The sequence below is a fragment of the Streptomyces sp. NPDC058157 genome (genome assembly GCF_042884105.1).
In the GTDB taxonomy this organism is placed as follows: domain Bacteria; phylum Actinomycetota; class Actinomycetes; order Streptomycetales; family Streptomycetaceae; genus Streptomyces.
This window is the reverse complement of sequence record NZ_JBHVUQ010000073.1, coordinates 17,905-30,626: the sequence shown is the minus strand read 5'-3', so window position 1 is coordinate 30,626 and position 12,722 is coordinate 17,905. Positions and strand designations below refer to the sequence as shown.

Below are 12,722 nucleotides of genomic sequence, written 5' to 3'. Positions count from 1 at the left end.
CAGCTGCTGGGGCGCGGCTACCGGATGACCCTGCCGGTGCTGCCGCCCCGCTGAAGGGGTGCGCCGCCGGGCCGGACCGCCGCGCGGGAGTGGCGGTCCGGCCCGGCGAAACGTCCGGTCAGCGGGCCTCGACCATCCGCGCGAAGACCACCACGTTGCCGTCGTAGCCCTTGGCCTTCGAGTAGCCGCCACCGCAGGTGATCACCCGCAGCTCCGGGTGCCCGGTGTCCCCGTAGACCCGCGCGCCGGGGAAGGCGTCCTTCGCGAACACCTCGACCCCGTACACCTCGAAGACCGCCGTGCGGCCGTCGTAGCGCTCCACCTCGATGTGGTTGCCCGGCTTCATCGAGCCCAGGCCGTAGAAGACCGCCGGGCCCTGCGCGTTGTCCACGTGGCCCACGATCACCGCCGACCCCTGCTGGCCCGGCGAGATGCCGTTGAGGTACCAGCCCGCCAGGTTGCGGTCCTGCGGCGGCGGGGCGTCGATCCAGCCCTGCGCGTCCAGCCCGACCGTCATCACCGGCGCGTCCACGTTGATCGTCGGAATCCGGATGCGCTGCACCGACGAGTGGTCCAGCACCTCCATGTCCGCGGGCGGCGTGGGTGCGTTGACCGGCTGCCGGTCGGCCCGGGTGGCGACGGCCGCCGCCGCGGTGGGCTGCGGCGGCCCGTCCGCCACGTTCGCCCCGTTGCGCATCATGGCGAGGCCGCTGAGCAGCGCCAGTGCGAGCACGCCCCAGGGGGAACGTCTTCTCCGCCGCTGCTCAGTCTCGTCCTCGAGCATGGCTCTCCCTTCCCGACGCGGGGGTCCCGACCCGCGTTCCAGTCCCTCCCCTGTACGCCCTTCTTCCCGCACGCTAAGGCCGACGGGGCGGGACGGCGATCGGGGAGCGGCGAACGGGTGGTGCGTCCGGTCGGGGTGCGGCCATCCAGGTATTCATCACATAAATGCCTGACGGCTCGTGACCTGCGGATCCGTCAGATGCGCCCGGCGCGTCGCGGCGTGTCGCTCAACCGGGCGGCCCAAGGACGGAAATGCGCTGGTTGCGAGCCGCCCGGAGGGTTCGTGATGGGAGGCGTTCTCGTCGATCTGCCCGGGCCACCGCTCCGGGGCGCTCTCCCGCTGGAGGTTCCACCATGCGTGCTTTCCGCGCTCTCACCGTGACCGCGGCCGCCTGCGCCGCGCTCGGGCTCAGCACCCCGTTCGCCGCCGCGAACCCCCCGGGCGGCGGCGGTGGCAACGGGCCGAGCAACGTCACCGTCCAGCCCTACTCCGTGCACCAGGGCGCCTCGATGCAGGTCAGCGCGGCCGGCTGCCACCACGGCGGCACGGTCTGGTCGCACGGCAACTTTCCGCAGACCAACCTGTCGGCCGGCTCCATCGGCTTCGCGACCGTCCGGATCTTCAACCACGCCTCGCCCGGCCACCACACCCTGTCGGTCAAGTGCCACGACAACAACCTGGTCGCCACCCACCGCTTCACGGTCCTGGACGGCCGCGGAGCCCAGGGCGGCCTCGGCGGCTCCTTCGGCCCGTCCACCGCCGAGACGGCCATCGGGGCGGGTCTGGTCGGCGCCGCGGCGCTCGGTGCGGGCGTGCACGTGGTGCGCCGCCGCCGTCCGGCGGCCGCCGCCCGGTCCTGAGACCGTTCCCCGGAGACCGCCCGGGCCGCCCGCGCGGGCGGGGGCCCGGGCGGGGTCAGTGGCCGCGGGCCGCGCGGCGCCGGCGCAGGGCGTACGCCGCACCGCCCGCGGCGGCGGCGAAGAGGACGGCTCCCGCGGCGAGTTCGACCGGGTCGGCCCCGGCCACGCTGCCGCCGAGTCCGCCGCGGACCCCCAGCACGGCGGTGGTCGTGCTGGTGCGGGGGACCGGGTTCGTCCGGGCCGGCGGTGTGGTCCGGACGGGCGCGGCGGTGCGCGCCGGAGGTGTGGTGCGGGCCGGCGGGGTGGCGGGCGGCGGCCGCAGGCCCGTGCCGGAGGTGGCGGTGGGGGAGGGGGTGCGCCGGGTGCCGGTGGTGGAGCTGGTGGTGGGCCTCGTCGTCCCGCCGGTGATGGTGAGGTCGGTGGACCCGTTCTCGCCGTTGCAGGTGAAGGTGACGGAGTACAGGGCGCCGGGCCGGGCGTCGCGGTCGACCGTGACCTTGACGGTCCTGCCCCGCTCGATGGTCACGGTGTCGAAGACCCCGGACGAGGCGGTGGCGTAGGCGGCGCCGCAGTTGCTGACGGAGAGGGTGACCGTACCGCCGGGTGCGACCGTCGAGGGGGTGACGGCGAAGGCGAAGGAGGTGGCGGGCGCCGCCTCGGCGGCGAGGGCGCCGGGCGCGGCGAAGGCGCCGAGCGCGAGGGCGAGGCTCGTGGCGCCGGCGCTCAGCAGGGCGGTGGCGGAGCTGCGTATCGCACCCATGATCGCGTTCCTCCGGATCTCCGGGGCGCAGTCGCACGGCGATTGCCGCACGTGGGGGGTCGTGCGCCTCGATGCTCGCCACGCTAGGTCCCGGCCCGGTGACCCGCGATCAGGAACGGGCGAATGGGGCACGGCCGTAGGCCGAACCGGGGACGGACCCCCCGTCCGGGGTTTGACGGCCCGGCCGCGCCCCGGCCGCTCAGCTCTTGAGGCCGAGGTGGGGGAACTGCGCGAGGAAGGGTTCGGCGGTGGCCGCGACCCCGCGTCCGAAGGGCGCGTCGAAGTCCCAGATGAGGAACAGCAGGAAGGCGATCAGCGCGCTGAACAGGCCGGCGAGCAGCAGTTCGCGGAAGGACCGGCGGATCTGCAACATGAAGATCATCCCGACCGTCACCAGGGCCCCGGCGATCAGGCCGAACCACACCACCCCGGGCATGGTGGCCCCGGCGCTCTGGCCGCGGGCGTTGCGGGCGTCGTCCACCAGCGCGACCTCGTCGACGAGGGGCTGGTAGGCCTGCCCCTCGTGGTCGTTCTGCGGCTCGTAGTCGGTCACGTCGCGGCGGACCTTCTCCAGCAGCCGCGCGCTCTCGTCGGTGAGCTCGTTCTGCTTCGACATGTGGCTCCACTCCGTGTCGACCACGTAGGTCACGTACGCGTCGACGTCGGAGCGGATCTTCTTGCGGACGTCGGCCGGGTAGACCTCGGAGCGGACGCTGATCTCGTGCAGGGCCTGGGACTCCTGGCGCACGTACTCCTGGGCGGCCCCGCGGCCCTCCCAGACGCCCGCGATCGCCAGGCCCAGCACGATCGCGTAGATCACCCCGATCATCATCGTCATGTACTCGATGACGTCCGGGGTCTCGTCCGGATCGTCGTCCTCGGTGATCCTGCGGTGGTTGAAGAAGGCGATGGACAGCACCACGGCACAGGCCGCGGCCATCGCGAGGGTCAGGACGAGCCATTCCGACAAGACGGGCTCCCAATCGGTGGGCAGGGGCGTTCGGTGGGCGGTGCGGTGCGATGCGGTGCGATGCGATGCGGTGCGATGCGGCGCCGTGGGGCACGGTGCGGCGCCGGGCGTGGAGGAAGCGCGCCGGCGCGGTCTGGTGCGGTCTGGTGCGGTCTAGCGCGGGCGCAGCGCGACGATCGCGAGCACGGCGGGGGCGGCGGTCATCAGGGTGAACGTGACCGGCGAGATGTGGTGTTCGAGCGGTTTGCGCGCGGCCGTGTGATAGGCGGGCCTGGGCACCTTGGGCTTGGGCGCGGGCGGCTTCGGCGCCGGGGTGGGCGGCGCGGGCTCCGGCGGGGGCGGCGCGGGCGCCCGGTACACCCGGGGCGCGGGCGGCTGCGGCGCGGGCGGCTCGGGTGCGGGGGGAGCCGGCTTCGGCGGCGCGGGGGCCGGTGACGGTGGCGGCGGAGGGGGCGGGGTGGGCTTGGGCGGCGGGGTCGGTTTGGGCGGCGGCGGGGTGGGCGTCGGCGTGGGCGTCGGCGTGGGCTTGGGCGGGCACGGCGGGGGAGGGGGCGGCGGGCAGTGGTGCCCGTGCCCGTGGCCGCGCCCCTTGTCGTGGCCGCCGCCCTTGCCCGGCCGGTCGTCGTGATGTCCGCCACCCCGGGCGACCGCGCCCGCGCCGCTGCCGGCGTACGCGTAGGCCTCGACGGAGACTCCGCCGTCCCCGCCGCCGACCGTCGCGTAGGCACAGCTATCGGCCACGGCCGGAGTGGTCGACAAGGTCGCCCACAGCAGGACCGGTACCGCCAGCAGGCGTCTGGCTAAGGCTCTGTTCACCCGGGGAGCATGGGCTCGCGCGCGCCCGCGCACGCGGGACCCGGGAGCGGTTCGCCCGAACGGGCGGATCCTGGACCGGTGAGGTTTGAGACAGGTTCTGATCGGTTGTGATTGAACGCCGGTCAATTCTTAAAGGGTATTTGTCGGTTTCCGTGGCGCCCGGGCCGGGCCCCGGAGGCTTTGGTGTGTGACCAAGAACGGACCGGCAATTTCCGCTTTTGCTCGCCCCGTTGGGCAATGATCAGTACATTCGGCTCGGACAGCAGTCCGACCCCCGCCCGATCCCCGGGCGGACCAGGTACGACCACGGCACTGACGACGGCTTGGAGACCCCGATGGAACGCCCCGCCTGGGCCCCGCCAGGCATCGACATATCGGTGCCGAGCGTGTCCCGAATCTACGATTACTACCTGGGCGGCTCCCACAATTTCGAGGTCGACCGCCGGGCCGCCCGCCGGGCCATGGAATTCATGCCGGGCCTGCCCAAGGTCATGCAGGCCAACCGGGCCTTCATGCGCCGGGCCGTCCGCCACGCCGTCGCCGAGGGCATCACCCAGTTCCTCGACATCGGCTCCGGCATCCCCACCTTCGGCAACGTCCACGAGATAGCCCGCGCCGCCACCCCCGACGCCCACGTCGTCTACGTCGACCACGACCCGGTCGCCGTCGCCCACAGCCGGGCCGTCCTCGCCGACGACGACCAGACCGGCGTCATCGCCGCCGACCTGCGCAAGCCCCAGGACATCCTGGCCGCCCCCGAGACCGGCCGGCTGCTGGACCTCGACCGGCCCGTCGCCCTGATGCTCGTCGCCGTCCTGCACTTCCTGGAGGACGCCGACCAGCCCTACGCCGCCGTCGCGGAGCTGCGCGACGCCCTGGCCCCGGGCAGCATGCTGATCCTCACCCACGCCTCCTACGAGGGCATCCCGCTCAGCGAGGAGGTCGCGGCCGGCACCGTCGGCGTCTACCGCGACATCCGCAACCCGCTCGTCATGCGCGACCACGAGGAGATCACCGGCTTCTTCGACGGGTTCGAGCTCCTCGAACCCGGTTTGGTCTCCATGCCCGACTGGCGCCCCGACCGCACCGGGCCGCTGGCCGAGGGCGAGACCCCCGAGGACCCGTACGCCTTCTCGGGCTTCGCCGGCGTGGGACGCAAGGCGTGAGACTCCCCGCACCGACACCCCCGCCCGCCACCCCCGGCCAGGACCACCCGGCCGGGGGCGGCCGCGCCACGCCCGCCCCCGCCCCCGCACGGACCCCCGCGGGCGGCGGTGAAGCACCCGTCCCGCATCCCGGCCGGGCACCGCTGCGCGACCCGCACCACGACCTCGACGACCGGATCGCCCGCTTCGCCACGATCTGGGGCCGGGCCATCTTCCCCGTCACGGCCACCTCCCTGACCCGCCCCGAGTTCGAGCAGCACCTCGTCCCGCTCGCCCGGACCCTCACCGAGGCCCTGCACGCCCGGCCCTTCGACGCGAGCGCCGCCCAGGGCGTGGGCGCCGAACTCGTCGCCGTGCACTGCACCGACCCCGAGGCGCTCGCCGGCACCCTCGGCGTCGTCGAGTCCTACCTGGTCCTCTACTGCGGCCCGGACGGCATCGCCGCCGCCGACGGCGGCGAGAGCACCGAGGAGTACCGCTCCCGCTGCGCCCGGCTCCAGCACGGCATCGCCGCCGGGTTCGCCCGCGCGCTGCGCGAACGGACCCTCAGGGAGCAGGAGGCCATCGCCCGCTCCGCCCTCACCGCCCGCATCGACGCCCAGCAGGCCCTGCACGCCAGCGAGGAACGCTTCCGGGCCGTCTTCGAGGGCGCCGCCGTCGGCATCGGCATCGCCGACCTCGACGGCAACATCCTGGAGGTCAACGACACCCTCCTGAAGATGTTCGGCGGCCTGGAAGGACACGTCCGCAGCCGCAACGTCAGCGAGTGGGGACACCCCGACGACACCCCGCACGTCTGGAAGATGTACGGGGAACTCGTCCGCGGCGAGCGCGAGCACTATCGCGTCGAGAAGCCCTACTACCGGCACGACGGCACCGTCCTGTGGACCAACCTCACGGTCTCCCTCCTGCGCGACGCCGACGGCCACCCCCAGTACCAGCTCGCCCTCATGGAGGACACCACCGAGCGCCGGCTGCTCAACCTCCGCCTGCGTTACGAGGCCACCCACGACGCGCTGACCGGGCTGCCCAACCGCACGCTGTTCTTCGAACGGCTGGAGAAGGCCCTGAACGCCGCCTCCGGCAGCCGCTTCGGCCTGTGCTACCTCGACCTCGACGGGTTCAAGACCGTCAACGACAGCCTCGGCCACTCCGCGGGCGACCGGCTCCTCGTGGAGGTCGCCGACCGGCTCCAGAGCTGCGCCACCGGGCCCGGCGAGGTCGTCGCCCGGCTCGGCGGCGACGAGTTCGTGGCCCTCACCACCGGCCCTGGCGCCCAGACCGAGGAGAAGGTCACCGACCTCGCCGTCCGCATCCTGACCGCGCTGTCCACGCCCATCCGGCTGGAGGGCCGGGAGCTGTCCGTGCGCGGCAGCATCGGCATCGTCGAGGGCGCGTCGGGCGAGCGCACCCCGGCCGAGGTGCTGCGCAGCGCCGACATCACCATGTACCGGGCCAAGGCGGCCGGCGGCAACCGCTTCGAGTTCGCCGACGCCGAGGCCGACGCCCGCGCCATCACCCGCCACGGCCTGACCAACGCCCTGCCGGCGGCGCTGGAACGCGGCGAGTTCTTCATTGAGTACCAGCCCCTGGTGCACCTCCACGACGGCAGCGTGCACGGCGCGGAGGCGCTGGTGCGCTGGTCGCACCCCCAGTACGGGGTGCTCGGCCCGGACCGCTTCATCCCGCTCGCCGAGCGCACCGGCCTGATCGTGCCGCTCGGCCGCTGGGTCCTGGAGGAGTCCGTCCGCCAGGCCCGCAACTGGCAGCGCGAGCACGGCGGGGCGCCCCTGCGCGTCAACGTCAACCTCTCGCCCACCCAACTGACCCACCCCGGGCTGGTCGCCGACACCCTGCGCGTCCTGGAGTCCTCCGGCCTGGCGCCCGGCGCGCTGTGCCTGGAGGTCACCGAGTCGGCGCTGATCGGAGCCGACGACGAACTCCTCGAACCGCTGCGCCGCCTCGCGGCCCTCGGCGTGGACATCGCCCTCGACGACTTCGGCACCGGCTACTCGAACCTCGCCAACCTGCGCCGGCTGCCGGTCAGCGTCCTGAAGCTGGACCGCTCCTTCACCCAGGGCATGCAGCAGGAGCCGGCCGACCCCGTCGACGTCAAGATCGTGGAGGGCATCGTCGCCCTGGCCCACAGCCTCGAGCTGGCGGTGACGGTCGAGGGGGTGGAGACGGGGGCCCAGGCGGCCCAGCTCCGCGCCCTCGGCTGCGACACGGCCCAGGGCTGGTACTACGCCCGCCCGGGCGCCCCGGACCGCATCCACACCCTCTCCCTCTGCGACGCCGTACCCACCCGGTGAGGCGGCGGCCGGGCCCCGGCCGAGGAGGCCGCGCGCGGGGTCAGCGCATCCCGGCCTCCGTTCCCCGGCCGGGCTCGCGGACCGCCGCGAGGACCCGCCGGTGGCGTGCGGCCGTGTCGGCCAGCAGCCGCTCGGCCACCGGGAGCCGCTCGGCCTCGTAACCGTCGAGGACCCCGCCCGGCGCCGGGGCCGGGTCCGCGAGGGCCGCGGCCAGGGTCCGGGCGAGGGCGGCCGCGTCCTGGATACCGGTGTTCATGCCCAGTCCGCCGGCGATCGGGTGGACGTGTGCGGCGTCCCCGGCGAGGAGGACCCGGCCCTCGCGCATCCGGGCCGCCCGGCGGACGTTGACCCGCCAGCTGGAGAGCCAGCCCGCCTCCTCCAGCCGTATCCCCGGTATCCCGGCGTACCGGTCGAACAGCCGCTGGAAGCCCTCCGGCGTGGGCGGCAGCGGCTCGCCGTCCGCGTCGGTCTCCGGCGCCGCCTGGAGCTGGAAGGTGTCCGTCCCCGGCATCGGACAGAGCAGGATCCCGCCGCCCTCCGAGCTGAACCACTGGTGCCAGTAGGCCCGGCTCAGCCCGGGCGCCCGCACGTCGCCGACGACCATCGTCGGCTTCTCCTCCGTGTACCCCTCGAACGGGATGCCGAGGAGCTCGCGGATCGTGCTCCGGCCGCCGTCGCACCCGGCCGCGTACCGCGCCCGCACCTCCCGGCCGTCCGCCAGGCGGGCGGTGACCCAAGCCGGATCCTGCGCCAGCCCGGTGACCCGGGCCCCGTACTCGACGCGGACGCCGAGACCGGCCAGCCGCTCGCGGAGGACCTCCTCGACCTGCCACTGGCCGATCAGGAGGCCGCCGCCGTCCGCCGGGGTGTCCGAGACGTGGGCGCCGTCGAAGTACTTGCGCAGCACCGGGACGTCGGACCCCACGGCGGTCAGCCGCTCCCCGACCCCCAGCCGGGCCAGTACCTCCAGGCCGTCCGGGGTGAGCCCCTTGCCCCGGGACTCGCGGTGGGCGCCGGAGCGCCGCTCCAGGACGCGGACGCCCACGCCGCGCAGGGCCAGATCGCAGGCCAGGGCGAGCCCGGTGGGGCCGGAGCCCGTGATCAGCACCTGGGTCGTCGTGTCGGTGGTCGTGTCGGTGGTCATCGGAGGTCCTCTCTCGTCGTCGCTGAACCAAGGAAAGCGCGTCACGGGAAAAAATGCAACCTGGTCACGAAATTGACTTGGTTGTGATTTGGTCGTACGGTGGTGCCATGGAGAACACGACGGGTCTGCGCGAGAGCAAGAAACTGCGTACGCGTCGCCAGCTGGCGGCCACGGCGCTGGAACTCTTCCTGGAACGGGGCTTCGACGCCGTGTCCGTGGCCGACGTCGCCGCGGCGGCCGAGGTCTCCAAACCCACCCTGTTCCGGTACTTCCCCAGCAAGGAGGACCTGGTCCTCGACCGCTTCGCCGACCACCAGGACGAAGCGGCGCGGATCGTGCGCGACCGGCCCGCGGGCCTCGGTCCGGTGGGCGCGCTCCATGCGCACTTCCGTACGGCCCTCGCGGAGCGCGACCCCATCACCGGGCTCTGCGACCATCCGAACGTGCTGGCGTTCCAACGCCTGCTGTACTCCACCGCCAGCCTGGAGAGCCGGATCGCGCACTACACGGCCCGCGAAGTGGAGCTGCTCGCCGCCGCCCTGGAAGGCGAGCGGGTCGAGCCGCTGTCCGCCCGCCTCGCCGCGACGCACCTGGTGGCGGTCCGTCATGAACTGGGCCGGGAGAACTGGCGCCGCATCGACGCGGGCAGCACGGCGGAGGAGGCCTACTTCGCCGCCGTCGCCGATGCCGACCGGGCCTTCGGCATGCTGGCCGAGGGACTCGACCGGACCCTGGACCCCCTGATATCCCGGCCCTGAGCCCGTCGCACCGCCGGGACCGGCATGATGCCCGGTGCGGGTCGGCGGTTGGAGGGCCGAGCGGGCCGGAGGGTCGGCGTGCCCGCGGGACGGCGGGCGGGAGAGGCGGGTGTGCGGATGGCCGCGCGGTACGTGACCGAGCTGGTCGGGGCGTTGGAGCGGTACGGGGAGCGGCCCGCGATCGGGGCCGGGCCCCGGGTGCTGTGCTTCGCCGAGGTCCTGGACGCCGCCCACCGGCTGGCCGGGGCCCTCGCGGACGCCGGGGTCGGGCGGGGCACGGGACTGGCCTGCGTGACGGGCGGCAACCGGCCGGAAGCGCTGCTGGTGCGGATCGCCGCGCATCTGCTGGGGGCCCGGCTGACCCAGGTGGTGACCGGACCCGCCGTCCACGGCCTGGAGTTCATTCTCCGCGACTGCCTTCCGGCCCTGGTGGTGCACGACGTGCCGGTGCCGGCCACGGGCGTGCCGCTGCTCGGCCTGGGCGACCTGATCGTGCGGGCCGCCCGGCGCGACCCCGCCGAAGTGCCGGTGCGGGCACGGGAGGAGGACGTGGCCCGGGTGACGTACACCGGCGGGACCACGGGCCGCCCCAAGGGCGTGGCCTCCACCTTCGGGGCGATGGCCGCGCGGGACGTGCGGCGGGGGGCCGAGTGGACCGGGGCGGTGCACCTCTCGGTCACCAGCCTCGCCCAGCGGGCCGGCGGTCGGTGCCTGGAGCAGCTGCGGGCCGGGGGCAGGGTGGAGATCCTCGACCCGTTCACGCCGGGGGAGTTCGCGGCGGCCTGCCGGCGGCTCGGGCGGGTGTCCACGTACCTGACGCCCCCGATGGTGTACCGGCTGCTGGACGACCCCGTGACCGCCGGGGGCGTCCCGGGCCTGGAAGCGGTGTCCTACGGAGCCTCACCGATCCTCCCCGAGCGGCTGCGCGAGGCGGTGACCCGCTGGGGCGGGCGCTGGCGACAGGGGTACGGGATGAACGAGGCGGCCGTGATCTCCCGCCTCACCCCGGCCGACCACGACGCGGCGGTGGCCGGCCGGCCCGGACTGCTGGCTTCCGTGGGCCGGCCCGCGGCGGGCGTGGAGGTGCAGGTGCGAGACGAGCGGAACGCGGTCCTGCCCGCCGGGCGCACGGGAGAGCTGTGGATCCGGTCGGCGGCGATGATGACCGGCTACTGGAACCAGCCCGAACCGACCGCCGAGGTGCTGCGGGACGGGTGGCTGCGGACCGGCGACCTCGGCCATACCGATGCCGAGGGGTACCTCTACCTGGACGACCGGCTCAAGGACGTGGTGATCGTCGACGGCGTCAACATCTACAGCCTGCCGGTCGAGGCGGAGCTCGCCCGGCACCCGGCCGTGGCCCGGGCCGTCGTCGTCGGACGGCCCAGCCCGGCCACCGGCGAGGAGGTCTGCGCCTTCCTCGTACCGGCCCCGGGCCACCCCGCGACCGCGGCGGCCGCCGCCGGGGCGTGCGAGCGCGTGGCCCGCGAACTGGCCCCGGCGCACCGCCCGACGGCGGTCTTCTGGGTCCGGGACATCCCCCTCACGGCCCGCGGCAAGCCGGACAAACGCCTCCTACGCGCCCGCGCAGCAGAGCCACCCCACCCCGACACCCCACCCACCCCCGGCCACTGACCGGAGCCCACCCGACTCCAGCCGCTGACCAGGCCTCCGCCCGGCCGCGCCTGCGGGTCCATCCGGCCGCTCGGCGGCTCGCCCAACCCCGCCCGCTGCCCGCCGTCCCGCCCAGCCCTGACCGCTGACGGCGCCCCACCCGACTCCAGCCGCTGACCGGGGCTCCATGCGGTCTCGCCCGCGTATGCCGGCAGCTGATCGGCGCCTCCCCCGGATCCCAGCCGTCAGCCCGGCGTTCCGCCCGAGCCGGGCCGCTGACCGGGGCCCGGTCGTAGACGGGCCGACGCCCGACTCGGCCGTGCCCGCCGGCCCGAGCCGTAGGCAGGGGCGCCGCCCGCCGATCTCGCCCGCTGTCCCGCCCGCTGATCGTGCCCGTCGGGCCCCGGCAGCTCGGGCTCGGTCGTGCATCGGGGCCTCGCCGTGAACCGGGGCCGGCCGCCGGGGTCGGCCGCCGGGTCGGCCGCCGGGTCGGCCGCCGGGCCGGCCGTCGGGGTCGGCCGCGTCCGCCGGCCCGGGTCGAGGGGGAGGGGCCCCGGCCGGGGGTACGGGCGGTCGCCCCGCCGGGCTGGGTGTGGCGGGTCAGTCGGTCAGGAGGCGTTTCAGTTCGCGGGCCGCGCGGGGTGGGGCCACGTCCGTGCGGTGGGCCAGGGCGATCGTGCGGCGGAGGGGGGAGCCCGCCAGAGGGGTGGCGCGCAGGCCCGGGCCGCCGTGGGCGACGACCATCTCCGGGACCACCGCCACACCCAGCCCCGCCCGGACGAAGCCCAGGACGGCGTCCATCTCCCCGCCCTCCACCGTGAACACCGGCTCGAACCCCGCCGCCCGGCAGGCCCCCACCGTCAGGTCCCGCAGGTCGTAGCCGTGCCGGAACATCACCATGGGTTCCTCGCGCAGGTCCGCGATGCTCAGCGCCCCGCCCCCGCCCGGCTGCGGCAGGTCGCGGGACGAGACGACCACCAGGTCCTCCGTCAGCAGCTCCACCGTCGTCAGCGGCGGAGCCGACGGCGGCAGCGGCAGGACGATCAGCGCCAGGTCCAGGACCCCGCGCGCCAGTTCCCGCACCAGGTCCAGCGAACCGCCCTCCTCGATCAGGAGCTCGATGCCCGGGTGCGCCGTGTGGAAGGCGCGCAGCACCCCCGGCAGCATCCCCGTGCACACGCTCGGCGTGGCGCCCAGCCGCACCCGGCCGCGACGCAGCTGGAGCAGCTCCTGCACCTCCAGCCGCGCCGTGTCCGCGTCCGCCAGGATCCGCCGGGCCAGCGGCAGCAGCGCCTCACCGGCGTCGGTCAGCGCGATGTTCCCCCGCGCCCGGCTGAACAGCTCGGCGCCCAGCTCCCGTTCGAGCGCCTTGATCTGCTGCGACAGCGACGGCTGGGCCACGTGCTCCCGCTCTGCGGCGCGCGTGAAGTGCCGGGTCTCGGCGACGGCCACGAAGTACACGAGCTGCTGGAACTGCATCCCCCCAGGCTAGGGCCTGTCTGATCCATTGCCGCCGGGCGTGAACCGGCAGGCAGGCC

General features: G+C 74.7%; 11 protein-coding genes. 5 read left to right on the top strand and 6 right to left on the bottom strand.

Features of this window, described 5'->3' with window-relative positions; all coding sequences use genetic code 11:
- Positions 1 to 118: 118 nt before the first annotated feature.
- Complete coding sequence (locus ACFVXK_RS19815) at positions 119 to 784, bottom strand: class F sortase (RefSeq protein ID WP_389613379.1); 666 nt, start codon at positions 782 to 784, stop codon at positions 119 to 121.
- A gap of 353 nt (positions 785 to 1,137) precedes the next feature.
- Between ACFVXK_RS19815 and ACFVXK_RS19810 the strand changes: the two genes are divergently transcribed.
- On the top strand, positions 1,138 to 1,644 hold the full coding sequence (locus tag ACFVXK_RS19810; RefSeq protein WP_389613376.1) for a hypothetical protein: 507 nt from the start codon (positions 1,138 to 1,140) through the stop codon (positions 1,642 to 1,644).
- 55 nt (positions 1,645 to 1,699) lie between these two features.
- Here ACFVXK_RS19810 and ACFVXK_RS19805 read toward each other — a convergent pair whose 3' ends face one another.
- From ACFVXK_RS19805 to ACFVXK_RS19795, 3 genes are all read right to left on the bottom strand, one after another.
- Complete coding sequence (locus tag ACFVXK_RS19805) at positions 1,700 to 2,404, bottom strand: hypothetical protein (protein ID WP_389613373.1); 705 nt, start codon at positions 2,402 to 2,404, stop codon at positions 1,700 to 1,702.
- Between the two features lie 199 nt (positions 2,405 to 2,603).
- The gene (locus ACFVXK_RS19800) at positions 2,604 to 3,374 is read right to left on the bottom strand and encodes a hypothetical protein (protein ID WP_389613371.1); all 771 of its coding nucleotides are present in this window, start codon (positions 3,372 to 3,374) and stop codon (positions 2,604 to 2,606) included.
- 153 nt (positions 3,375 to 3,527) lie between these two features.
- Positions 3,528 to 4,115 (bottom strand): hypothetical protein, encoded by a 588-nt coding sequence (locus ACFVXK_RS19795; RefSeq protein WP_389613369.1) that lies wholly within the window; start codon positions 4,113 to 4,115, stop codon positions 3,528 to 3,530.
- A gap of 410 nt (positions 4,116 to 4,525) precedes the next feature.
- Here ACFVXK_RS19795 and ACFVXK_RS19790 point away from each other — a divergent pair, with 410 nt between their 5' ends.
- Together ACFVXK_RS19790 and ACFVXK_RS19785 are read left to right on the top strand one after the other, a co-directional pair.
- Positions 4,526 to 5,356: an SAM-dependent methyltransferase gene (locus ACFVXK_RS19790; RefSeq protein ID WP_389613367.1), complete on the top strand. Its 831-nt coding sequence runs from the start codon at positions 4,526 to 4,528 to the stop codon at positions 5,354 to 5,356.
- 143 nt (positions 5,357 to 5,499) lie between these two features.
- Entirely contained in the window at positions 5,500 to 7,668 is a 2,169-nt protein-coding gene (locus ACFVXK_RS19785; RefSeq protein WP_389613387.1) for a putative bifunctional diguanylate cyclase/phosphodiesterase, read from the top strand.
- A 40-nt stretch (positions 7,669 to 7,708) separates the two neighbouring features.
- Here ACFVXK_RS19785 and ACFVXK_RS19780 read toward each other — a convergent pair whose 3' ends face one another.
- Complete coding sequence (locus tag ACFVXK_RS19780) at positions 7,709 to 8,812, bottom strand: FAD-dependent monooxygenase (RefSeq protein WP_389613365.1); 1,104 nt, start codon at positions 8,810 to 8,812, stop codon at positions 7,709 to 7,711.
- Positions 8,813 to 8,919: 107 nt separating this feature from the next.
- On the opposite strand from ACFVXK_RS19780, the gene ACFVXK_RS19775 reads away from it, so the two are divergent.
- The gene (locus ACFVXK_RS19775) at positions 8,920 to 9,570 is read left to right on the top strand and encodes a TetR/AcrR family transcriptional regulator (protein ID WP_389613363.1); all 651 of its coding nucleotides are present in this window, start codon (positions 8,920 to 8,922) and stop codon (positions 9,568 to 9,570) included.
- Between the two features lie 117 nt (positions 9,571 to 9,687).
- A complete protein-coding gene (locus tag ACFVXK_RS19770) occupies positions 9,688 to 11,205 on the top strand; it encodes an AMP-binding protein (RefSeq protein ID WP_389613361.1) in 1,518 nt (505 codons plus the stop codon).
- A gap of 579 nt (positions 11,206 to 11,784) precedes the next feature.
- Here the strand turns inward: ACFVXK_RS19770 and ACFVXK_RS19765 are convergent.
- A complete protein-coding gene (locus ACFVXK_RS19765; protein ID WP_389613358.1) occupies positions 11,785 to 12,663 on the bottom strand; it encodes a LysR family transcriptional regulator in 879 nt (292 codons plus the stop codon).
- Positions 12,664 to 12,722 lie beyond the last annotated feature (59 nt).

What these genes read in the sequence shown, in the direction of transcription:
- ACFVXK_RS19815 (WP_389613379.1), bottom strand. Translation starts at nt 784, where the DNA reads ATGCTCGAGGACGAGACTGAGCAGCGGCGGAGAAGACGTTCCCCCTGG.
- ACFVXK_RS19810 (WP_389613376.1), top strand. Translation starts at nt 1,138, where the DNA reads ATGCGTGCTTTCCGCGCTCTCACCGTGACCGCGGCCGCCTGCGCCGCG.
- ACFVXK_RS19805 (WP_389613373.1), bottom strand. Translation starts at nt 2,404, where the DNA reads ATGGGTGCGATACGCAGCTCCGCCACCGCCCTGCTGAGCGCCGGCGCC.
- ACFVXK_RS19790 (WP_389613367.1), top strand. Translation starts at nt 4,526, where the DNA reads ATGGAACGCCCCGCCTGGGCCCCGCCAGGCATCGACATATCGGTGCCG.
- ACFVXK_RS19780 (WP_389613365.1), bottom strand. Translation starts at nt 8,812, where the DNA reads ATGACCACCGACACGACCACCGACACGACGACCCAGGTGCTGATCACG.
- ACFVXK_RS19775 (WP_389613363.1), top strand. Translation starts at nt 8,920, where the DNA reads ATGGAGAACACGACGGGTCTGCGCGAGAGCAAGAAACTGCGTACGCGT.
- ACFVXK_RS19770 (WP_389613361.1), top strand. Translation starts at nt 9,688, where the DNA reads ATGGCCGCGCGGTACGTGACCGAGCTGGTCGGGGCGTTGGAGCGGTAC.
- ACFVXK_RS19765 (WP_389613358.1), bottom strand. Translation starts at nt 12,663, where the DNA reads ATGCAGTTCCAGCAGCTCGTGTACTTCGTGGCCGTCGCCGAGACCCGG.